Source organism: Micromonospora sp. NPDC005367 (genome assembly GCF_040606825.1).
Taxonomy (GTDB): Bacteria; Actinomycetota; Actinomycetes; order Mycobacteriales; family Micromonosporaceae; genus Micromonospora.
In genome coordinates this window covers 34,140-54,703 of the sequence record NZ_JBEXFP010000025.1, presented here as the reverse complement: position 1 = coordinate 54,703, position 20,564 = coordinate 34,140, and the positions used below count along the sequence as shown (strand labels likewise).

General features: G+C 70.7%; 19 protein-coding genes. 7 read left to right on the top strand and 12 right to left on the bottom strand.

Features of this window, described 5'->3' with window-relative positions; all coding sequences use genetic code 11:
- Positions 1-16 precede the first annotated feature (16 nt).
- Entirely contained in the window at positions 17-397 is a 381-nt protein-coding gene (locus tag ABZS42_RS18835) for a DUF393 domain-containing protein (protein WP_355146877.1), read from the bottom strand.
- 102 nt (positions 398-499) lie between these two features.
- Here ABZS42_RS18835 and ABZS42_RS18830 point away from each other — a divergent pair, with 102 nt between their 5' ends.
- A complete protein-coding gene (locus ABZS42_RS18830) occupies positions 500-2,566 on the top strand; it encodes an intein-containing Rv2578c family radical SAM protein (protein WP_355146875.1) in 2,067 nt (688 codons plus the stop codon).
- A gap of 43 nt (positions 2,567-2,609) precedes the next feature.
- Positions 2,610-3,017: a CoA-binding protein gene (locus ABZS42_RS18825; protein ID WP_355146873.1), complete on the top strand. Its 408-nt coding sequence runs from the start codon at positions 2,610-2,612 to the stop codon at positions 3,015-3,017.
- A 76-nt stretch (positions 3,018-3,093) separates the two neighbouring features.
- Here ABZS42_RS18825 and ABZS42_RS18820 read toward each other — a convergent pair whose 3' ends face one another.
- Positions 3,094-4,290: an acyl-CoA dehydrogenase family protein gene (locus ABZS42_RS18820; RefSeq protein WP_355146871.1), complete on the bottom strand. Its 1,197-nt coding sequence runs from the start codon at positions 4,288-4,290 to the stop codon at positions 3,094-3,096.
- A 177-nt stretch (positions 4,291-4,467) separates the two neighbouring features.
- On the opposite strand from ABZS42_RS18820, the gene ABZS42_RS18815 reads away from it, so the two are divergent.
- Complete coding sequence (locus ABZS42_RS18815; RefSeq protein WP_355146869.1) at positions 4,468-5,028, top strand: DUF4190 domain-containing protein; 561 nt, start codon at positions 4,468-4,470, stop codon at positions 5,026-5,028.
- Between the two features lie 13 nt (positions 5,029-5,041).
- On the opposite strand, the gene ABZS42_RS18810 is transcribed toward ABZS42_RS18815, so the two are convergent.
- Positions 5,042-5,947, bottom strand: a complete 906-nt coding sequence (locus ABZS42_RS18810) for an SDR family NAD(P)-dependent oxidoreductase (RefSeq protein WP_355146868.1) — start codon at positions 5,945-5,947, stop codon at positions 5,042-5,044.
- Positions 5,948-6,061: 114 nt separating this feature from the next.
- On the opposite strand from ABZS42_RS18810, the gene ABZS42_RS18805 reads away from it, so the two are divergent.
- On the top strand, positions 6,062-6,607 hold the full coding sequence (locus ABZS42_RS18805; protein ID WP_355146867.1) for a DUF4190 domain-containing protein: 546 nt from the start codon (positions 6,062-6,064) through the stop codon (positions 6,605-6,607).
- A gap of 51 nt (positions 6,608-6,658) precedes the next feature.
- Here the strand turns inward: ABZS42_RS18805 and ABZS42_RS18800 are convergent, their stop codons facing one another.
- On the bottom strand, positions 6,659-7,615 hold the full coding sequence (locus ABZS42_RS18800) for a CoA ester lyase (RefSeq protein WP_355146866.1): 957 nt from the start codon (positions 7,613-7,615) through the stop codon (positions 6,659-6,661).
- 118 nt (positions 7,616-7,733) lie between these two features.
- On the opposite strand from ABZS42_RS18800, the gene ABZS42_RS18795 reads away from it, so the two are divergent.
- Complete coding sequence (locus ABZS42_RS18795; protein ID WP_355146949.1) at positions 7,734-8,558, top strand: SDR family NAD(P)-dependent oxidoreductase; 825 nt, start codon at positions 7,734-7,736, stop codon at positions 8,556-8,558.
- Between the two features lie 48 nt (positions 8,559-8,606).
- Positions 8,607-9,329, top strand: coding sequence for a GNAT family N-acetyltransferase (locus tag ABZS42_RS18790; RefSeq protein ID WP_355146864.1), 723 nt, complete (start codon positions 8,607-8,609; stop codon positions 9,327-9,329).
- 140 nt (positions 9,330-9,469) lie between these two features.
- Here ABZS42_RS18790 and ABZS42_RS18785 read toward each other — a convergent pair whose 3' ends face one another.
- The 8 genes from ABZS42_RS18785 to ABZS42_RS18750 all read right to left on the bottom strand — a co-directional run bounded on the left by ABZS42_RS18785 (position 9,470) and on the right by ABZS42_RS18750 (position 19,580).
- The gene (locus tag ABZS42_RS18785) at positions 9,470-10,429 is read right to left on the bottom strand and encodes an NHL repeat-containing protein (protein ID WP_355146862.1); all 960 of its coding nucleotides are present in this window, start codon (positions 10,427-10,429) and stop codon (positions 9,470-9,472) included.
- Positions 10,429-11,448: a DUF1501 domain-containing protein gene (locus ABZS42_RS18780; RefSeq protein WP_355146859.1), complete on the bottom strand. Its 1,020-nt coding sequence runs from the start codon at positions 11,446-11,448 to the stop codon at positions 10,429-10,431. Before ABZS42_RS18780 ends, ABZS42_RS18785 begins: the two co-directional genes overlap by 1 nt.
- 187 nt (positions 11,449-11,635) lie before the next feature.
- On the bottom strand, positions 11,636-12,976 hold the full coding sequence (locus ABZS42_RS18775; RefSeq protein WP_355146857.1) for a DUF1800 domain-containing protein: 1,341 nt from the start codon (positions 12,974-12,976) through the stop codon (positions 11,636-11,638).
- Complete coding sequence (locus ABZS42_RS18770; RefSeq protein ID WP_355146856.1) at positions 12,973-13,974, bottom strand: ABC transporter substrate-binding protein; 1,002 nt, start codon at positions 13,972-13,974, stop codon at positions 12,973-12,975. Before ABZS42_RS18770 ends, ABZS42_RS18775 begins: the two co-directional genes overlap by 4 nt.
- A 22-nt stretch (positions 13,975-13,996) precedes the next feature.
- A complete protein-coding gene (locus tag ABZS42_RS18765) occupies positions 13,997-14,794 on the bottom strand; it encodes an ABC transporter ATP-binding protein (RefSeq protein WP_355146854.1) in 798 nt (265 codons plus the stop codon).
- Positions 14,791-15,933: an iron ABC transporter permease gene (locus tag ABZS42_RS18760; protein ID WP_355146852.1), complete on the bottom strand. Its 1,143-nt coding sequence runs from the start codon at positions 15,931-15,933 to the stop codon at positions 14,791-14,793. The genes ABZS42_RS18765 and ABZS42_RS18760 overlap by 4 nt, the downstream gene beginning before the upstream one ends.
- Positions 15,934-16,340: 407 nt before the next feature.
- Entirely contained in the window at positions 16,341-18,563 is a 2,223-nt protein-coding gene (locus ABZS42_RS18755) for an APC family permease (RefSeq protein ID WP_355146850.1), read from the bottom strand.
- A gap of 99 nt (positions 18,564-18,662) precedes the next feature.
- Positions 18,663-19,580 (bottom strand): DMT family transporter, encoded by a 918-nt coding sequence (locus ABZS42_RS18750; RefSeq protein ID WP_355146947.1) that lies wholly within the window; start codon positions 19,578-19,580, stop codon positions 18,663-18,665.
- Positions 19,581-19,720: 140 nt separating this feature from the next.
- On the opposite strand from ABZS42_RS18750, the gene ABZS42_RS18745 reads away from it, so the two are divergent.
- The gene (locus ABZS42_RS18745) at positions 19,721-20,467 is read left to right on the top strand and encodes an HAD family hydrolase (protein ID WP_355146848.1); all 747 of its coding nucleotides are present in this window, start codon (positions 19,721-19,723) and stop codon (positions 20,465-20,467) included.
- Positions 20,468-20,564 lie beyond the last annotated feature (97 nt).

Genomic DNA, 20,564 nt, shown 5'->3' with positions numbered 1-20,564 from the left:
CCACCGGTCGCCGGGTTCAGTCCCGCTGCGCGGCCGGCACGGCGCACGCGGCGGTCCCGCCGGGCATCCGGTCGCGATTGCGCGCCACCCAGCGGTACGCGGGCCAGGCCGCCGCGCGTACCGGTGGGAAGCGCAGGGCCGCTCCCGCGACCCGCCAGAGCAGATTGCTGTCGCCGAGCAGCCGGGCGATGGCGTCCGGCCCGGCGGCGCGTACGCCGTCCGCGCCGACCCACTGCACTGCCTGGTCGCACTCCGCCTCGGTCAGGCCCAGCGCGGTCAGGTCGGCGAACTGCCACGGCATCACCCGAGCCGAGGTGGGGATGCGCCGCTCGATGAACTCGGCGCAGCGGGTGCAGAACGCGCAATCGCCGTCGTAGACGAACGTCGACCTCTCCATGCCTCCATCCTCCACCCGTAGGCCGTGCCGGCGTCGACGAGGTGGCCGGCGACACGACGGACACGCTTGCGCAGCGCTCGTACGTGTGTTCGAATTGTGGCCATGCGCTGGGACAACCTCGCCGCTCCCCCGGACGAGGGGGCTCCCGAACGGGCAGCGCCAGCGACGCCACCCCTGCCGCTGGCGCTGCCCGGCGCGACCGTCCGCACCTTCGACACCCCCGGCTTCGCCGGGATGACCTTCTACGAGGTGCGGGCCAAATCGATCATCAATCGCGTGGCGGGCAACTCGCACGTCCCGTTCGAGTGGACGATCAACCCCTACCGGGGATGCAGTCATGCGTGTGTTTACTGTCTGGACGGGGCCACCCCCATCCTCATGGCGAATGGGCGCACTAAACCACTTCAGGACCTGGAGATCGGCGATCGCATCTATGGCACCGAGCGTCGTGGTGCCTATCGCCGATACGTCGTAACCACCGTGCTGGCCAAGTGGTCGACCGTGAAGACGGCCTACCGGGTCACGCTGGCCGACGGGACCACACTGATCGCCAGCGGCGACCACAGGTTCCTCTCCGATCGCGGTTGGAAGTACGTCACCGGTGCCATGCAAGGTTCGGCGCAGCGCCCATACCTGACCACCAACAACCGACTGATCGGCACCGGGCGTTTCACCGACGGTCCGAAGGATTCGCCCGACTACCGGCGGGGCTATCTGTGCGGCGTGGTCAGGGGCGACGCCAGCCTGGGGAGCTACCACTACGCAACCGGGTCGGTGCACCGATTCCGCTTGGCATTGGCGGACGAGGAGGCGCTCCGTCGCACCGAGCACTACTTGGCCGAGGCCGGGGTTGAGACGACTCGGTTCTCCTTTTCACCCGAGAGCCCGCAGCGACGCGCCATCTCCGCGATCCGCACATCGCGGCGAGGGCACATCGACGCGATCCGCGAGCTGATCCAGTGGCCCGCTCATCCCGGCGAGGACTGGCGACGCGGGTTCCTGGCGGGCATCTTTGACGCAGAAGGCAGTTGTAGCCGCGGCGTCTTCCGGATTGCCAATGGGGACGACGAGATTCTTGATAATCTGCGCGACTCGTTGGCCCACTTTGGATTCCGAGCCGTCCTCGAGGATCGAGGGCTACCCAACCGGGTCCGGTCCGTGCGACTGACAGGCGGCATCGCCGAACGTCTGCGGTTCTTCCACCTGACCGATCCGGCGATCATCCGTAAGCGCACGATCGAGGGCATGGCGCTCAAGTGCCAGGCGAATCTGCGGGTCACCAGCATCGAACCGCTCGGCCTGGAGCTGCCACTCTGGGACATCACCACCGGCACGGGCGACTTCATCGCCAACGGGGTGGTCAGCCACAACTGTTTCGCGAGAAACACTCACACCTATCTCGACCTGGATGCCGGGGCGGACTTCGACCAGAAGGTGATCGTCAAGGTCAACGCGGGTGAGCTGGTCCGGCGGGAGCTGGCGGCGCCGCGCTGGCGGGGCGCGCACATCGCGATGGGCACCAACGTCGACTGCTACCAGCGGGCCGAGGGTCGCTACCAGCTGATGCCGCAGATCATCTCTGCGCTGCGCGACTTCGCCAACCCGTTCTCGATCCTCACCAAGGGCACCTTGATCCTGCGCGACCTTCCGCTGCTCCGGCAGGCCGCCGAGGTCACCCAGGTCGACCTCTCCTTCTCGGTGGGCTTCGTCGCCGAGCGGCTCTGGCGGGCCGTCGAGCCGGGCACCCCCAGTCCGCGTCGCAGGCTGGACGCCGTCCGGACGCTCTCCGACGCCGGGTTCTCCGTGGGCGTACTGATGGCACCGATCCTGCCCGGTCTCACCGACGACGACGAGTCGATCGACGCCACGGTGGCGGCGATCGCGGCGGCCGGGGCGACCAGCGTGACCCCCATCCCCCTGCACCTGCGCCCCGGCGCCCGCGAGTGGTACGCGCACTGGCTGGCCCGCGAGTTCCCGCACCTGGTGCCGCGCTACCGCGAGCTCTACCGCGCCGGGTCGTACGCCCCACGGACCTATCAGCGGGAGCTGACCGCGCGGGTGCGGATCGCCGCGCGCCGGCACGGCCTGTACCGGGGCGAGCAGGGCGAGAACCGCAACGTTCCGGAGCCACCGCCACCGCCGGCCGCCGAGCAGCTCACCCTGCTCTGACCGCACATGGGCGAAGGTCGGGTCCCAGGGCTACAGTCGCCGGGTGCGTACCGCTCAGCAAATTCTCGCCGACTCCGCCGTGATCGCCGTGGTGGGCGCGTCCCGCGACCCGCTCAAGGCCGCGCACAGCGTGCCCTTGCAGTTGCAGCGGCACGGCTGGCGGATCATCCCGGTCAACCCGAGCGCCGACGAACTGTTCGGGGAGCGGGTCTACCGCACGCTCGCCGACATCCCGCACCCGGTGGACCTGGTGAACGTGTTCCGGCCCGCCGAGGAGGCGGCCGAGGTGGTCCGACAGGCGGTGGCGATCGGCGCCCCGGCCGTGTGGCTGCAGCTCGACATCATCTCGCCCGAGGCGCGGCGAATCGCCGAGGAGGCGGGCATCGAGTACGTCGAGAACCGCTGCCTGGCGGTGGAGCGCGCCGTCGGCGCGCTCACCCGGCTCGGCTGACCAGGCCGCACCGCACAGCCCCGGCCGACTGCCCACGCCCGGTCGGAGCTTCGCGAGCGACGGCGCGCAGCGGCGGTCAGAGCTTGTACTCCTTGAGCAGGCCGCGAGAGATGATCGTCTTCTGGATCTCCGAGGTGCCCTCACCGATCAGCAGGAACGGGGCCTCCCGCATCAGCCGCTCGATCTCGTACTCCTTGGAGTAGCCGTAGCCGCCGTGGATCCGGAACGCCTCCTGGACCACCTCGGCGCAGTACTCGGAGGCGAGCAGCTTGGCCATGCCGGCCTCGACGTCGTTGCGCTGGCCGGCGTCCTTGAGCCGGGCCGCGTTGACCATGAGGGCGTGCGCGGCCTCGATCTTCGTACCCATCTCGGCGAGCTTGAACGCGACGGCCTGGTGCTTGGCGAGCGCCTGGCCGAAGGTGCGGCGCTGCTGGGCGTACGCGACGGCCAACTCGAAGGCCCGGATCGAGATGCCACAGGCCCGGGCGGCCACGTTCACCCGGCCGACCTCGATGCCGTCCATCATCTGGTAGAAGCCGCGGCCGACCTTCTCCGCGCCGCCGAGCACGGCCGAGGCGGGTACGGTCACCCCGTCGAGCACCATCTCCGTGGTCTCGACGCCCTTGTAGCCCATCTTCTCGATCCGGCCGGGGATGGTGAGGCCGGGCGCGGTCTCGCCGAAGCCGGGCTCCTTCTCCAGCAGGAAGGTGCTCATGTTGCCGTAGACCGAATCGGCGCCGGTGTCGGTCTTGACCAGGGTGGCCACCACCGAGGAGTACGCCCCGTTGGTCAGCCACATCTTCTGGCCGTCGATGACGAACCGATCGCCGTCGCGGACGGCCTTCGACTTGATCGCGGCGACGTCGGAGCCGCACTCCGGCTCGGACATCGAGAACGCGCCCCGCGTCTCGCCGGTAGCCATCCTCGGCAGCAGCCGGCTCCGCTGCTCCGCCGAGCCGTGATGGGAGATCAGGTACGCCACGATGAAGTGCGTGTTGACGATGCCGGAGATCGACATCCAGGCCCGGGACAGCTCCTCGACCACGAGGGCGTAGGTCAACAGCGACTCGCCGAGCCCGCCGTACTCCTCGGCGATGGTGAGGCCGAACAGCCCCATCTCACGCATCCCGTCGATGATGTCGTTCGGGTACTCGTCGGCGTGCTCCAGCCGCTGCGCGTGGGGGATGATTTCCTTGTCGGCGAACTCTCGAACGGTCTCCAGGATCGACCGCTGGACATCGGTCAGGCCGGGCGTCTGGGCGAGTCGAGCCATCTCAGCCTCCGGGGATCGGAGCATTACTCGTGGGTAACTGAACGCTCGGTCAGTATCGGTCGCCCTCGCGACGAGGCCAAGGTGACCAGTCCACACAACCGCTGTGAAAAGGTTCACCGCTGGGGGTAGCGTCCGGCAAGAGGGCCTATGACCCGGTGCCGGCAGGAGGAGGAGATCGTGACGAACCCGCCGCCGTCCGACCCGTCCGGTCACGAACAGCCACCCTCGCCGTACGAGCCACCGCACGACCAGCCGCCCGCCGGGCCGCCGCCGGAGCGCTCGCCATACGCGGCGCCGTCGGACGAGCCGTCGCCGTTCGGTCCACCGCCGGAACGCCCGCCGTACCTGCCGCCCGCCGACGAGGCGCCCGCCCCACCCGCACCCGACCAACCGCCGTTCGGTCACCCGGGCGGCTACCCGCCCGGCCCGCAGTGGGGGCAACAGCCGCCGTACGCCCCGCAGCCGCCGTACGGGCAGTACGGGCCGTCTCCTTCCGGCCCGGTCCGCACCAACGTGCTGGCGATCCTGTCGCTGGTCTTCGCGTTCGTCTTCGCGCCGGCCGGCATCGTCCTCGGCCACCTGGCCAAGCGGCAGCTGCGCACCAGCCGTGAGGAAGGCGATCAGCTCGCCACCTGGGGATTGATCCTCAGCTACGTCTTCACCGCTCTGGGCCTGCTGGCCTGCTGCGGCTGGCTCGCCGTGGTGATCCTCGCCAGCAACAACGGCAACAACTACTGATCACCCGCCGGCCTCAGCGGAACTCGGCCTCGCGGACACTGTTGCCGCCGTCGACCACCAACATCTGGCCGGTGATGTACGACGCCGCGGGCGAGCAGAGGAAGGCGATCGCGGCGGCCACCTCGTCCGGTGTGCCGGGTCGTCCGACCGGCGTGCCGAGCCCCTGCTTGATCTCGGCCATGGTGGACGCCGCCGTGTAGATGGTGCCCGGCGCCACCGCGTTCACGGTCACCCCGTCGGCGATCGCCTCCATGGCGAGGGCCCGGGTCAACCCGACCACGCCCGCCTTGGCCGCGGCGTACGCCGCCTCGGTGGGCAGCGCGTTGACCGGTCCGGCGGTGGCCGACAGGTTGACGATGCGTCCCCAGCCCCGCTCGGCCATCCCGCCGATGAACGCCCGGCTGCACAGGAACGCGGTGGTCAGATTCCGGTCGATCTCGCCGCGCCACTCGTCGTACGTGAGCTGGGCGACCGGGCGAAGCACCTCGGGACTGGCCCGACTCGCCAGGCCGGCGTTGTTGACCAGCACCTCGACGTCGCCGAGCTGCTCGGCGACCGCGTCGGCCAGCGCGCCCACCTCGGACTCGTCGGTCAGGTCGGCGACGAACCCGGTGACTCCCAGTTCGCTCGCCCGTTCGTGGATCCGGCGGGTGGTCGACACGATGGCCACCCGGGCTCCGAGGTCGGCGAGACGGCGGGCGGTCGCGAAGCCGATGCCGTCCGGGCTGCCCGCCCCGGTCACCAGCGCGACCCGGCCGTCGAGCCGCATCGTCACCGGCTCCGGCAACTCGGCCGGTAGGTCCTGATCGGCCACGTTGGTCGGTGCGGTCGCGCGGTTACGCCGGGCGAAGCCCGGACGGCTCGCGTCCCGTCTCGGTCGGCTGCCGGAGCGGTCCGCGGCTCGCGCGTCGATTGCCATGCCTGGATCCTGCCCGTTCGCGGCGGTACGGGCAACGAGGCACCCGGGCCGGGGGCATCGGTTTTGCCCGGTGCTGGCTACCCTGGCGGCACACGCAGCCAACGGAGAGAGCGCATGACCTATCCTCCACCGCCCGGTTGGCACGATCCGGCGGGACCGGGCCAGCAGCCGAGCCAGCCAGCCGATCCGACGCTGCCGATGAGCGGCCCGCCGGTACCCGCCCAGCCGAGCCCGGTCGACCCGTACGCGCCGGCGGACCCGTACGGCGGTCAGCAGCCACCCGCCATGACGTCGTACGACCCGTACGCCGCACAACAGCCGCCCGCCGTCGCGCCGTACGCCCAGCCCGGCCAAGCGCCCGCCTACCCGGGTTACGGTTATCCGCCCGCGCCGCCGACCAACGGGATGGCGGTCGCCGCGATGGTCATCGGCATCACCGGCATCATGGGGCTCTGCGGGTACGGCATCGGCGGCATCATCGGCGTCGCCGGTGCGATCCTCGGCCACATCGCCAAGCGCCAGATCCGTGAACGGGGTGGGAGCGGCGAGGGCATGGCGACCGCCGGCATCATCATGGGCTGGATCTCCACGGCCATCGCGGTGCTCGCCACGATCGGCATCATCGTCGCGATCGTCATCGCGGCGAACCAGAACAGCTGACCACCGCGGCGGTCGTGCCGGTCGGGACGTCCCGGCCGGCACGACCGCCGGTCACCGCTGGGGTGGGGTGAACGAGGACGTGCGGGTCATTCCGGCGGCCCGCCCCTTGGCGGCGATGACCAGGGCCATCTTGCGGGACGCCTCGTCGATCATCTCGTCACCGAGCATCACCGCGCCGAGCCGGCCACCCGCCTCCGAGGTGTAGTGCTGGTACGCGTCGAGGATCAACTCGGCGTGGTCGTAGTCGGCCTGGGCCGGCGAGTAGACCTCGTTCGCCGCCTCGATCTGGCCGGGGTGCAGGACCCACTTGCCGTCGAAGCCGAGCGCGGCCGAACGGCGGGCGACCTCGCGGAACCCGTCCAGGTCCCGGATCTGCAGGAACGGACCGTCGATGGCCTGCTTGTCGTGCATCCGGGCGGCCATGAGGATCCGCATCAGGATGTAGTGGTAGGGGTCGCCGGGATAGTCCGGGATGAGCGCGCCGACGGCGAGCGACCTCATGTTGATCGAGGCCATGAAGTCGGCCGGACCGAAGATGATCGTTTCCACCCGCGGCGACGCGGCGGCGATCTCGTCCACGTTGACCAGGCCGGCGGCGTTCTCGACCTGCGCCTCGATGCCGATCCGGCCGACCTCCAGGCCGAGCGTCTTCTCCAACTGGGTGAGGGTCAGGTCCAGCCACTGCACCTGACCGGCGTTCTGCACCTTCGGCAGCATGACGCAGTCCAGGTTGGCGCCCGCGCCTTCGACCACGTCGATGACGTCCCGGTAGGTCCACGGGGTGGTGAGGTCGTTGACCCGTACGACCCGGGTCTTGCCGGCCCAGTCGCCCTCGTTGAGCGCGGCCACGATGTTCTTGCGGGCGTCCGGCTTCGCCAACGGCGCGACCGCGTCCTCCAGGTCGAGGAAGACCTGATCGGCGGGGAGCCCTTGGGCCTTGCCGAGCATCTTGACGCTGGAACCCGGTACCGCCAGGCAGGACCGGCGGGGGCGACCGACAGCGGCCATGGATGGCTCCTTCCGGCGTGGCGGGAACGCCGACGCCAGCCGAGAAGACTGAGGCTTGACGATCCCAAAGGGGGCTACGCCACGGTAACGTCGCGCCATGACCGGGGTGAACGGAGCTGTGGAAGATCTCACTGGGCGGAGCCTGGTGTTGGTGACCGGGGCCAGTTCGGGCATCGGCCTGGCGGCCGCGGTCGACCTGGCACGCCGAGGTGACCGGGTGGTACTGGTCGGCCGGGACCCGGCTCGCCTGAAGGCCGCCGGGGACCGGGTCCGCGACGCGTCCGGAGAGACGCCGGAGCTGTTCCGGGCCGACTTCGCCGTGCTCGACGACGTACGCCGGCTGGCCGAGAAGCTGCGCGCCGCGTACGACCGGATCGACGTGCTGGTCAACAACGCCGGCGCGATCGTGCTCCAGCCGGTCACCACGGTCGACGGGTACGAACTCTCCATTCAGGCCAACCATCTGGCGCCGTTCCTGCTCAGCAACCTGCTGCGCGACCGGGTCGGCCGGATCGTGGTGACCGCCTCCGGGGCGCACCGAAGCGGCGCGCTGGACCCGAGTGACCTCAACCTTCCGCTACGCCGCTACCGGGCGTTGACGGCGTACGGCACCAGCAAGCAGGCGAACATCCTCTTCACCGCCGAGGCTGCCCGGCACTGGCCGGAGATCCACGCGCACTGCTTCCACCCCGGTGTGGTGCGCACCCGGTTCGGCAACGAGAGCCGGCTGGTCGCCGCCGGGATGCGCCTGCTGCCGTTCCGCAGCCCGGAGAAGGGCGCGGAGACGCTGCTCTGGCTGGTCAACACCGATCCGGTGCGACTACGGAACGGCGGGTACTACTACAACCGGCGGCTGCGCCGTCCGCTGCGCAAGGCGGCCGACCCGCAGCTCGCCGCGCGGCTCTGGACGGCCAGCGCCAATGCCGTCGGCATCGACGCCTGACTCGTCGCGGGATCCCGCCGGTGCCCGTCCGCTGCCATACTCCGCGCCATGACGACGGGAATCGAGAGACCCGCACCGACCCTGCGCGTCGGCGGCGAGGACAGCGAATTGGCGGCCCGCATCGACCGGGAGCTGACCGCCTTCAACAACGCCGCCACCGGTGCCGACGACGAGGCCGGGCTCTCCGTCCGGGTCACCGACGGTGACGGTGAACTGGTCGCCGGCCTGACCGGCTGGACCTGGGGCGGGCGGGCCGGCATCGACACCGTGTGGGTCCGGGCGGATCGGCGACGCGACGGTTGGGGCGGCCGGCTGCTGCGGGCGGCCGAGGAGGAGGCGCGACGCCGGGGCTGCACCGAAATCTCCGTGTCGTCGTTCTCATTCCAGGCGCCGGACTTCTACCGGCGGCACGGCTACACCGACACGGGTATCCGGGACGGCATTCCCGGCGGCCACGTCGACCACCATCTGTGGAAGTCGCTGGTCGCCGACCCGGCCGGCACCGTGCGGTTGGCCGTGCTGGTCGAGCTGCCCGACGTCGAAGCCGGCCAGCGGTACGAGGACGCCGTACTCGCCCTGCTCGGCCGACACGGTGGACGGCTCGAACGGCGGCTGCGCACCGACGACGGCCGGACCGAGGTACACGTGATCCGGTTCGCCACCCCCGAGGGTCAGGAGAGCTTCCTCGCCGACCCGGAACGGGTGGCGCTGCGGGCCGCGCTCGGCGACGCCGCGCCGGTCAGCCAGGTGCTACCGGTCCACGACGTCTGACATTGCGATGCGGGACGGGTCACCCGGCCGGGTGACCCGTCCCCACACCTCCGGCCGGGCGATCGCGGCCTGACAGCAGCCTGTGCAAGAGGGATCGTCCCGCGTGACATGCCTCCGGCGCGTCGCTCCCTGCGGCGGTATTACACGCTCGGGTAGACCTGGAGTCGATGGTGTGCGGTGTCCGCCACCAGCACGTTCCCGTCCGGCAAGGCGCAAAGCCCACCCGGCCGCCCCATCAGCTGTTCACCGGCTGGATCTGCGGCCGCGTCGCGGCGTTCGGCGATGGTGTCGAACTCGGCGAGCCGCTCCCGCCCCCACGGTGACAGACGTGCCGCCCCGTACCACACCCCGACGCGCCGCAGCCGTTGATCGAAGCGATGGATGCACCGGTGCGCCCAGTCGGAGACCACGAATCCGCCGTCGGTCATGGGGAGCACCGCGCTTGGCCGCAGGAACGGCTCGCCTCCCGGCGAACCGAGTACCTGTCGGCACGTTCCCTGCGGGTCGAGGACCTGGATTCGGTCATTGCCCCAGTCGGCTACCCAGAGGTTCCCCTCGGTATCGGCGTTCACCATCCACGGCCGCCGGAACTGGCCCGGCCCCAGGCCGGTGGAGCCGGCGACGGTGATCGGTGCGCCGTCCCAGGTGAGCCGCTGCAGCCGGTCGTTGCCGGCATCGACGACCCAGATGCCATCCGGGTCGGCCGCGATCCCAGCGGGGTGATCGAACAGGCCAGGTGCCGTGCCGGGACCGCCGATCCGGCTGATGAACCGCCCGTCGCTGCCGAACACCGTCACGGTGTGGCTGTGCTCGTCGGTGACGGCGATCCGACCTGTCCCGTCGGCGGCCAGCGCCACCGGGGCCATCAGCTGGCCGGTCTCGGAGCCATGGCATGCGAACTCCGCGACCACGTCGGCATCGGGGTCAGGTCGGTCCAACACGCTGACCCGCACGGCGCGGCCGTGCGGCGAACTCCAGGAGGTTGAGCGGTTGAGCACCAACAGGTGTCCCGTTGCCTCGTCGACGCAGGCGTCGACCGGGTGAGCGAACCCCCGGGACTTGTTGCCCCATACGCCGATACTGACTGCGGCCGCGGTCATCACGCCACCGCCCGATCCAGCCGTAGGTCTCCCAGCGCCTTGCCGAGCACCGCCGCAGGGTCGACATTCAGGAACTGCTGAAGGATCGCGGTGTACACCTCGCGCAGGTCCAACGATGGGCGCAGGTCACCGTCGATGCTGTCCTCGCGGCGCAAGCTGGGCATGTCACCGTAGATGCCGCCGGCCACGCCGTTGCCGACCAGGAATGCGACTCCGGCTCCGCCGTGGTCGGTCCCGCCGCGGGACTCGGCGATACGGCGTCCGAACTCGGAATGGATCAGGACCAGGGTACGGTCCAGTGGATCGCGCTGTGCCAGGTCGTCGAGGAACACGGTGACGGCCTCGCTCAGATCGGCCAGCAGCCGGTGCTGCGTGGCCAACTGGTTCTCGTGCGTGTCGTAACCGTCATGGCTGGTGTGAAAGACCTGCGCCCCCACACCGGAAGTGGCGATCCGCGCGATGACCTCGAGGCGCGCGGCGATGGGATTGAACGGCGGGTACTGCACATCGGTCTCGGCGCGATCGGGAACCGCGCCGAAGGAGCGGATCCCGCGTATCGCCGATACCCCGACCTGCTGGGCCGAGTCCCACGGGTCGGGGAGCGCACGGCCCTGGTACAAGCTGGCCGCGAGGGCCGCCAGCTCGGCATGAGCGACACCCCCAGCGTCGCCACCACGGTGGTCGGCCGGCGGAAGCAGGCCGTACCCTCCGATCGACTCCAGCGACGCCGCCATGACGCCGGGAGCGGCCAAGGCCAGCGGCATCGACCGGCCGATGTTGGTCAGTAGCACCGGGTTGTCGTGCTGCGGGTCCAACACCGACGCGACTCGGCCCAGCCACCCGTCACTGCGGACCTGGTGCGGTTCGGCGGTGTGCCACACGTCCAGGGATCGGAAGTGCGACCGGTCTCGCTCCGGGTACCCCACGCCCAGCAGCACGGCCAGTCTGCCCTGCTCGTATAGGTCGTGGAATCCGGTAAGGGCGCCGTGCAGGCCCAGCGAGTCGTTGATCGGCAGCACGCTCGGGCCACCCGACACGTCCTCACGGCCCGGACGACGCAGAGCCGGCAACTCGGAATCCGGCTGCAGGGCAAGGGTTGGGCGGACTGCGATGTAGTGCGGATCCGTGAAAGGCACAACGGTGTTCAAGGCGTCGTTACCGCCGGCAAGGTGTATCACTACGAAACTGGAGGACATGGCCTTCCTTTCAGCAGTACTGGAACTCGGGCAATGCGACGGCAAGGGTCATGGCCCGACCGCTGGTCGGTTCTCCGTCGTCGCCGAGGCGCCCGATGGCCCGCGCCAAGGAGTCCCGCGACTGCTCCGACACGTCATCAAGGTCAAGCGCCGCCAGGCAGGCGTCCAACACGGGAAGACCGGTCTGCTCAGCGCGGCTCACCAGCAACGCCGACGCGCCGACCATTCGGGCGGCGAAGTTGATCCGCTCCAGCAGGTTGGAGCCCTGGAGCCACACCTCGCCACTGGCCCAGCCGGCAACGTTGGGCGGCGTCAGCAGGCGTTGCCCCATGAGGGCGGCCACGTCGACGAGTTCCCCGAGCCGGTGGTCGGGAACTGACCAGGACTGGGCGGTCCGGGCGAGTCCCACAACAAGCTCGACCGGCGACTTCACCTGCACGCGGCGTACTTCCGGGTCGAGGAAGCGGCGGCTGGTGAACAGGGTTCGCAGCACCGCCCGAATGTCGCCACCGGTCACAGTGAACGTGTCCGCCATGGCAGCGACGGTCTCGGGGTGCGGGCTCCGCTCGACGAAGAAGAGGTACAGCCGGGTTGCGATGTATCGGGCCGTAGCGGACTGCGCCATGATCGCCGCTACGACGTCGTGGCCGTTGGCGACATCTCGGCCCAGCATCTGTTGCGGGCTTCCGTGGTGGCGCTGCGCGTCGTAGTGGAACCACATCGGGCGAGCCCCGAGGTGGAACGCCGACGGCCCGGGACGGACGGACCACCCGGTGAAGGCCGAGGCGCTGGCGTGCACATCCTGTTCGTCATAGTTGCCGCGCCCCATCGAGAACAACTCGAGGAGCTCCCGGCCGAAGTTCTCATTGACCCGGTCGGCCGCACTGAGCTGGTTGTCCAGCCACACCAACATCGCGGGGTCCAGTGACAGCCGGACCAGCAGGTCCGCGAAACTGCCCAGGCCGTGCCGGCGGAACATCGCGAACTGGGCTGCCTGGTCGACGCCGGCGATGCCGTCCTTGAACGCGGTGGCGAACAGCCCATGCCAGAACAGCGCGATCTTTTCCCGCAGGGGGTGTCCGCTGGTGATCAGTTGCCACATGACCTCGGGAGCGGCCATCGCGGCCTCGATCGGCAACTCGGTTGCCGGGAGATGCCGGTGTACGAGGTACCGCTCGTCCTCGGCGGGCGGCGGCGGGCTCAGCAGCCGTTCGACGGTGGCCCGGTAGCCGAGCACCTCCGCCTGGTCCAGCTCGGCGGTGGTCGGCGTGAAACCCGCCCGCCGCAGCAGGTGGGCCAGCTCCGCCCGCGGTTTCCCGGCAACAGTGTGGTGGGCATGCGTGTGCGTCACTGCACCTCCCGCGTGGCGTTCGGGTCGTGCAGCCACTTGGCCATCAGTTCGAGTCCCTCGATCCCCGCCTGGGCGGGGGAGAACACCCGGTCGGGCAGCACCAGGATCCGGTCGTTCGCGATGGCGGGAACATTGGCGAGTGCCGGATTCTTCAGGAATCCGTTGGTGAGCTTGTCGAGACCGACCCCACCGGAATCCAGCGTCACGATATGGGTCGGTGCTGCCTTGACGAGCTGTTCCGGATCCAGATAGCCACTGCTGTCGAAGCCTGCGTCCTCGATCGCGTTCGCTGCTCCCGCGAGGGTGATCAGGTCATGGTTGATGGTCCCTGGTCCGGTCGCGTACGGGCCGTTGTCGAGCCACATGGAGATGAACACGACCCGTGGCTTCACCGTGCTCCCGGCGACGGCCTGCTTGACGGCATCCAACCGGCCACGCAGCTGACCGACCAGTTCGTTGGCCTTCTGCTCGGCGCCGAGTGCTTCACCGATCAGGGAGATGTCTGCCAACGCGTCAGTGGTGACGCTCGGGAAGTGGCTCAACACGAGGGTGGGCACGCCGGCCTGCTGCAGCACCTTGAGCGCGTCGCGCTCGGTGTCGTGAGCCAACGTGATGAGCACGAGGTCAGGGTTGAGCGCGAGGATCTGTTCGGGATCATCGGCCACCGTTCCGACGGTGTGCCCCACCTGGCGCGCTTCAGCGGCGAACGGGCTGTGCCGGTCGTCGGTGGGCCACTCGGGGACGCCGATCAGGCGATCCGGGCCGACGAGGGAGAGCGCGATCTCCGCGGCGTTGGTTGACGCCGCGACGATGCGCTCGGGGCGGGACTTGATGGTGACGTCCCCCACGTCCGTTTTGATCGTCCTGGGGTAGCCGTCGGCGGCCGCCGGGTGCTGGTCCTCGCTCGCGCTGGCGCCCGCGCAGGCCATCAGCGCTGACGTCATGATCAGCGCCGCGACCAGCGCCAGAGCGCGGCGTACGGCGGTTGGTGCTCTCATGGGATTCCTTTTCGGGTATTCACTAGGACTTGTTGTTCGGGGTCGGGATGTGACGCAGTGCCGTCACGGTCTGCGCACCGGTGTCGGGACTGGGGCGCACAACGCTGTGCACGTGGTATGCGTCGCGCAGCAGGTCCGCGTCCAAGACCGTCTCCGGTGGCCCGTCGGCGCTGACGCGTCCGTCGACGAGCAGGACCAGCCGGTCGCACATCCGCGCCGCCAGGTCGAGGTCGTGAACCACGACGATCACGGCGAGCTGCTCGGCGGCCAGGTCCCGGACGAGCTCCAGGACCCGGAGTTGGTGGCTCAGGTCGAGTGCGGACGTCGGTTCGTCGAGCAGCAGGGCGCGGGGTTGCTGCACCAGCGCCCGCGCGATCGCCGCGAGCTGGCGTTCGCCGCCGGACAGGGTCGTCACGTTCCGGGACGCGAACGCGGAGATGCCCACCTTCTCCAGTGCCGCTGCCGCATGGGCAGCGTCCACGGCACCCTCCGCCTGGAAGCGCCCCAGGTGAGCGTGCCTGCCCAACAGGACGTAGTCACGGACGCTGAAGTCGAACTGCATGACCGGGTGTTGCTCGACAAGTGCCAGCTGCCGCGCCAGCAACCTGGGCCGCGCCCGGGCCACGTCCACTCCGGCGATCGTGATCTCGCCCTCGTCGGGGATGACCACGCCCGCGATCGCGCGCAGCAGCGTGGACTTGCCGGCGCCGTTGGGCCCGATGATGCCGACAACCTCCCCGGCGGAGACTGCGACATCGACCGCGTGGAGGATGCGGGTGGCACCCTGACGCAGCCCCACGCTGACGGCGTTGACGATCATCGAAGACCGCCCGAGGTCCCGCGCCGCCGCAGCACCAGGGCCAGGAAGACCGGCGCCCCGAACAGGGCGGTGACGATGCCCACCTGCAGGCTGGTGGGGCTGAAGGCGACGCGCGCTATCAGGTCGGCCAGGACCAGGAACGCCGCGCCTCCGAGTGCGCTGGCGGGCAACAGGATCCGGTTGTCCGGGCCGATCACGAGGCGCAACGCGTGCGGGACAACCAGCCCCACGAAGCCGATGACCCCGCTGACAGCCACCGCCGCGCCGGTCAACAGCGAAGTAAGCCCGAGGATCACCACCCGTTGGCGGGCCACGTCGAGCCCGGCAGCACGGGCACCGTCGTCACCGAGCAACAGGACGTTCAGGTCTCGCCCGAACACGGTCAACAACAGGCAACCTGCCACCACCGGGACTGCGGCCAACTGGACGTGCTGCCACGTTCTGGCGCCGAGCCCGCCTTGCAGCCAGAACACGATGCCGCGCAACTCGTCGTTGTTCGTCGTTGTCGCCACCATCACCGAGATGAGCGCACCGAAGAAGGCGCTGACCGCGATGCCGACCAGCAGGAGGGTCACGGGGCCCTGGTCCCGGCGCAGGGCGGCAACCATGAAGACGAAACCCATCGCGGCGACGGCACCCACGAACGCCGTAGCCGGCAGCATCCAGGGGGTGAGCGCCGTCCAGCCGAAGTAGATCGCCGCGACGGCGCCGAGCGCAGCGCCGGAGGAGACTCCGATGACGCCCGGCTCCGCCAGTGGATTCCGGAAGACCGCCTGCATGGTTGCCCCCGCGATGCCCAACGCGGCACCCACCAACGCGCCGACGAGCACCCGCGGCAACCGGATGTAGTTGATCACGGTGGCGTGCTCCCCACCGGCTCCGCCGCCCGGCAGAGGCAGTCCGAGATCGTCGGCCAAGGCAGTGACCACCTCGAGCGGGGGAATCCGGACCGGCCCCAACGCCACACCGGCGACGACAGCGACTGCCAGCCCGCAGGCCAGCACACCGCACACCACGAGTAGCCGGACGACGAACCGTCGAGGCAGTGTCGCTTCCGCCTCGGAGGTCGCCGGCTCTCGGTCGCGTTCAGGAGCGCTCTTCAGCCGGAGGATCGGCCGGATCTCGGCTGCCTTCGCCATCAGAGTTCGACCCGAGCGGCGTGCGGATCGCGTACGGCGGTTTCGGTGCTGCGTCGGCCGGTCGTCCGCATGCCCTCGACGGGCATCGCCGTTCGGACGTTCCCGCCGAGCGCGGGCGCCCGGTGCCGCCGCCTCTGGGTTTCGGGTGACGGTCGGCGCGCATGCCTTGGTCGAGTTCGGAAGACGGACTTGCCGGACATGGGTTCACGCGTGGTGACCCGGTGGTGCCCTGACATACTCTCACCCTGGCCGGAAATGGCAATCATTTTCAAGTAACGTAGCGATAGCGGCTGGCCAGCGCAAGTCGTGCTCGACCAGGTCGGCGCCGGGTAACGGTCGCCGGCCCCGCCGGGCGGGCCGGCCACACGACGGCTCGCGCCCGTCCGACGACCGCCGGGCCGCGTGGACTAGTCGGACAGATGCACCGGCAGGCTCGTCACCACCACGCCGGGCAGGGCTCGCAGGGCCCGGCGCAGGCGATGCTCGGCCCGGCTGTGCAGCAACCGCTGCCACGGTCCCCGCACCACCACCTCCGGCACCACGACGGTGAGCAGGACATCGGGGCGGGAGGCGTGCAACGCCTCGAGGTAGTGGGCGAGCGGTCCGATCGACGTCCGGTAGGGCGACACGATCGTCTCCAGGCGCACATGGTCGCCCCAGGCCTCCCACTGTTCGCGGAACCGGTCCGCCTCCGGGTCCTCCGGGGCGATGTGCACGGCCAGAGTCGGCTGGCGCAGCGACGCCGCGTACGCCAGCGCCCGCAGCGACGCCCGGTTCAGGCGGGCGACCGGCACCACCACGAGGTGACGTACCTGCTGCGGAAGCTCCTGGGCCTCGGCCGGCGCACCCGGTTCGGCCGCGCCGGGCAGCGGCACCGCGGTGAGCGCCGGCCCGGGACGCCGGCCGTCCGGCGGCGGATGCAGGGCCAGTGACCGTTGCAGCCGCCGGTAGTGCCGGTGGATGGCGAGCGCGAGCAGCACCAGCAGCGGTACGGCGACGACCACCGCCCAGGCGCCCTCGGTGAACTTGGTGATGGCGGCGGTCACCAGCACCAGACCGGAGAGGAACGCGCCGAGCGCGTTGATCGCCGCGCGCCGGCGCCAGCCTCGGTCGCGTCGCCGGTGCCAGTGCACCACCATGCCGCTCTGCGACAGGGTGAAGGCGAGGAAGACCCCGACCGCGTAGAGCGGGATGAGCGCCTCGGTACGGCCACGGAACACCAGGAAGACCACTCCCGCCGTGACCGCGAGCGCGACCAGCCCGTTGCTGAACGCCAACCGGTCCCCCATGTGCAGGAACCGGCGCGGCGCGTGGCCGGCCCGAGCCATGAAGAAGAGCAGCCGGGGGAACCCGTTGAACGCGGTGTTCGCGGCCAGCAGCAGGATCAGCGCGGTGGCCGCCTGCACCAGCGCGAACCAGGGTCCGGTGGGGAACGTGGCCCGGGCGAGTTGGGACAGCAGGGTCCTCTCCGGGGTCGGTACCAGCCCGCTCAGGTGGATCAGCACGGTCAGCCCGATGAAGAGCACGACCAGCATCCCGACCATCCAGCTCAGCGTCGTACGGGCGTTGCGCCATTCGGGCGGGCGGAACGCGGGGACGGCGTTCGACACGGCCTCGATGCCGGTCATCGACACCGCCCCGGACGCGAACGCACGCAGCACCAGCAGCAGCCCCAGCCCTTCGGTGGCCGGCACCGGCGGCGGCGGGAGCGGAGCGAAACCCCGCGCGCCGGCGCGCACGTAGCCGACCAGGAGCACCGCGAGCAGCGCGAGGAGGAAGGCGTACGTGGGCCAGACGAAGAGGTTGCCGGCGGCCCGCACCCCGCGCAGGTTCCCGGCGAGCAGCACGAGGATCGTCAGCAGCCCGAACGGCACGGTGTACCGGGCCAGGCCGGGCAGCGCCGAGGTGACCGCGTGCACCCCGGCCGCCACCGACACCGCCACGGTCAGCACGTAGTCGACCATCAGGCCGGCTGCGGCGGCGAGCCCCGGCCGGACGCCGAGGTTGTCCAGGGCCACCACGTACGAGCCGGCGCCGTGCGGGTAGGCGACCACGGTCTGCCGGTAGGACAGACCCACCGCGACCATGAGCACGGCCAGCACGGCGACGAGGGGTAGCGACAGGCCGAGCGCGCCGCTGCCGGCGAGCACTAGCACGGCCAGCATCGCCTCCGGCCCGTACGCCACCGAGCTGAGCAGGTCGGAGGAGAGCACCGGGAGCGCCACCAGCTTGCGCATCCGCTCGTAGAGCACCGCCGCGCTGGTCAGCGGCGGGCCGAACAACGCCCGCCGGCATCGGGACAGCGCCCGACCTGCGCGGGTGCCGGGAATGTTGGCCGGCTCGGTCGCCACCAGTTCGCCCGGCTCCGCCGCCGTGAACATGGCGATCGGCGCGAGCCGACCGAAGTGACCGGGTAGCGGCTCGGCTCGGCTCCGTTCGATCGTCGGATCAAGCGGCAGCCGCGCCGGGTCGGGTGCAGCGCCGTCCGGGGGGACCCGCCAGTGCTCGCCGAGGCGGCGTAGCGCCCCCAGCTCCTCCTGGTCCAGCGGTGGGAACTCGGCCGAGGGCGTGACCGCCGTCCCCGGCCCAACCTCGCGCCCTGCACCACCCCCGTTCCCGCGCCTTCGCATACCCGCCCTTCCGTACGCCCCTTCCCCGCACTTTCACGGAAAGTGGCCGTTTCGGCGGCGGAATGGCAACTCTTCCAAGGAAAGTGCGCCCCCGGGTCGTCAGCGGGGGGCGGGAAGCGGGGTGGCGTCCGGGGGGACGGGGGCGGGGGCGGCACGGCGGGCCGCGCCGAGCACCACCACGACCACCCCGGCGAGCAGCAGCGCCAGACCAGGCAGGGCGAGCGGTCGGGGCAACTGGCCGAGCCAGACCCAGCCGATCAGGGCGGCGCCCGGCGCTTCCAGCAGGATCAGCACACTCACCGTGGTGGCGGAGACCCGCCGCAGCGCGTAGTTGAACATCGAGTGCCCCAGCAGCTGGGCACCCGCCACCAGGGCGAGGATGGCCAGCCAGGTGCGGCCGTCGAAGCCGGTCACCGGTACGCCGCCGGCCAGGCAGACGACCAGCAGGATCAGCGAGCACACGCCGTAGCAGACGGTGGTGTACGTGGCGGTGCTGACGCTGACCCGGGCCCGTTCGCCGAACGCGGTGTAGATCGCCGCGAACGTGCCGCCGGCCACCGCGAGCAGGTCGCCGGCGAACGCCCGGCCGGAGACGGCGAAGTCGGCGCCGGTGGCGAACACCGCGCCGGCGACCGCGACCCCGATGCCCGCCCACACCACCGGCGGCAGCCGTCGGCCCTGGCCGCGAGCTATCAGCCCCTGCCACACCGGCTGGGTGGCGCCCAGGGCAGTCGCCGCAGCGACCGAGGTCAGCTGGGCGCTCGGCATCCAGGTGGCGAAGTGTCCGGCGAGCGCGACGCCGGAGAGCACGCAGTACAGGCCCTCACGCCGGCCGGCGCCGACGGTGAGCGCACGCAGCTCCGCGCGGCGCCGGACCGCCGAGAACGGACCCAGCAGAGCGACCGAGAGCAGGTTCCGCCAGAACGCGACGGCCAGCGCGGGTGCGGCCGCGAACGCGATCAGCGGTGCGGATGACGAGACGGCGACCACGGCGAGGGCGAGCGCCCCGACGGTCATCGGGTTGCGCGGCGGGAGGTGCTGGGCTGGGGACACGGGGAGCAATCCTCACACGACCCGGATGGACACTTACCGTCAGCGCTCCGTTACGATCACGCGGTCCGCGCCGGCGACCCCCTCACGCCCGGAGGCGCTTCCCCATGCCCAGGTTCCAGGCGGTGCTCTTCGACTTCTTCGGCACGCTGACCCGATCCGTTCAGCGTGGCGCAGGCCACCGCGGGACCGCAGAACTGCTCGGCTGTCCCACCGACACGTTCACCGCGGTGTTGGACCGGACGTTCTACCAACGCGCCAGCGGCCAGTTCGGCAATGCCGAGGCGACCCTGCGTTGGGTCTGCGCGCAGGCCGGCGTACACCCGTCGGACGGCGCGGTCCGCGCGGCCGTGGCGTCCCGGCACCTGGCGGTACGCGCCGACACCCGGCTCCGGCCCGACGCGGTGGCGACGCTGGCGGGGCTACGCCAACGTGGACTGCGCACCGGCGTCATCAGCGACTGCACCCACGAACTGCCGGCCTTTCTGCCGGACCTGGCCATCGCCCCGCTGCTCGACGTGCGGATCTTCTCGGTGCAGGTGGGGCGCTGCAAACCGGATCCGGAGCTCTACCTGGCGGCGTGCCGGCGGCTCGGGCTGGCCCCGCAAGATTGTCTCTTCGTCGGCGACGGCGGTAGCCAGGAGCTCACCGGCGCGGAGCGGGCCGGGTTGACCGCGGCCCGGCTGGCCGCGCCGGACCTCGCCGAACACATGGTGTTCAACGCCGACCTCGACTGGCGCGGCCCGGTGCTCGGCTCGCTGAGTGAGGTGCTCGACCTGGTCGACGACGGCGACCGGTTCGAGCTACCCACGGCACGGTACGAGCCGATCACCGCCGGCCGGCCGCCCGTGTGACGCTCCCGCCGCGGACCGCTGCCGCTTGACGGACGAGCCGGACTGGCCGGGCCCGACACCGGACGCCACCGGCCGGGACGGCGACGGCGATCGCGGG

Excerpts from the sequence above, each read along its gene's own strand:
- ABZS42_RS18835 (WP_355146877.1), bottom strand. The coding sequence starts at position 397 with ATGGAGAGGTCGACGTTCGTCTACGACGGCGATTGCGCGTTCTGCACC.
- ABZS42_RS18830 (WP_355146875.1), top strand. The coding sequence starts at position 500 with ATGCGCTGGGACAACCTCGCCGCTCCCCCGGACGAGGGGGCTCCCGAA.
- ABZS42_RS18820 (WP_355146871.1), bottom strand. The coding sequence starts at position 4,290 with ATGGCTCGACTCGCCCAGACGCCCGGCCTGACCGATGTCCAGCGGTCG.
- ABZS42_RS18810 (WP_355146868.1), bottom strand. The coding sequence starts at position 5,947 with ATGGCAATCGACGCGCGAGCCGCGGACCGCTCCGGCAGCCGACCGAGA.
- ABZS42_RS18805 (WP_355146867.1), top strand. The coding sequence starts at position 6,062 with ATGACCTATCCTCCACCGCCCGGTTGGCACGATCCGGCGGGACCGGGC.
- ABZS42_RS18800 (WP_355146866.1), bottom strand. The coding sequence starts at position 7,615 with ATGGCCGCTGTCGGTCGCCCCCGCCGGTCCTGCCTGGCGGTACCGGGT.
- ABZS42_RS18790 (WP_355146864.1), top strand. The coding sequence starts at position 8,607 with ATGACGACGGGAATCGAGAGACCCGCACCGACCCTGCGCGTCGGCGGC.
- ABZS42_RS18785 (WP_355146862.1), bottom strand. The coding sequence starts at position 10,429 with ATGACCGCGGCCGCAGTCAGTATCGGCGTATGGGGCAACAAGTCCCGG.
- ABZS42_RS18770 (WP_355146856.1), bottom strand. The coding sequence starts at position 13,974 with ATGAGAGCACCAACCGCCGTACGCCGCGCTCTGGCGCTGGTCGCGGCG.
- ABZS42_RS18765 (WP_355146854.1), bottom strand. The coding sequence starts at position 14,794 with ATGATCGTCAACGCCGTCAGCGTGGGGCTGCGTCAGGGTGCCACCCGC.
- ABZS42_RS18760 (WP_355146852.1), bottom strand. The coding sequence starts at position 15,933 with ATGGCGAAGGCAGCCGAGATCCGGCCGATCCTCCGGCTGAAGAGCGCT.
- ABZS42_RS18755 (WP_355146850.1), bottom strand. The coding sequence starts at position 18,563 with ATGCGAAGGCGCGGGAACGGGGGTGGTGCAGGGCGCGAGGTTGGGCCG.
- ABZS42_RS18750 (WP_355146947.1), bottom strand. The coding sequence starts at position 19,580 with ATGACCGTCGGGGCGCTCGCCCTCGCCGTGGTCGCCGTCTCGTCATCC.
- ABZS42_RS18745 (WP_355146848.1), top strand. The coding sequence starts at position 19,721 with ATGCCCAGGTTCCAGGCGGTGCTCTTCGACTTCTTCGGCACGCTGACC.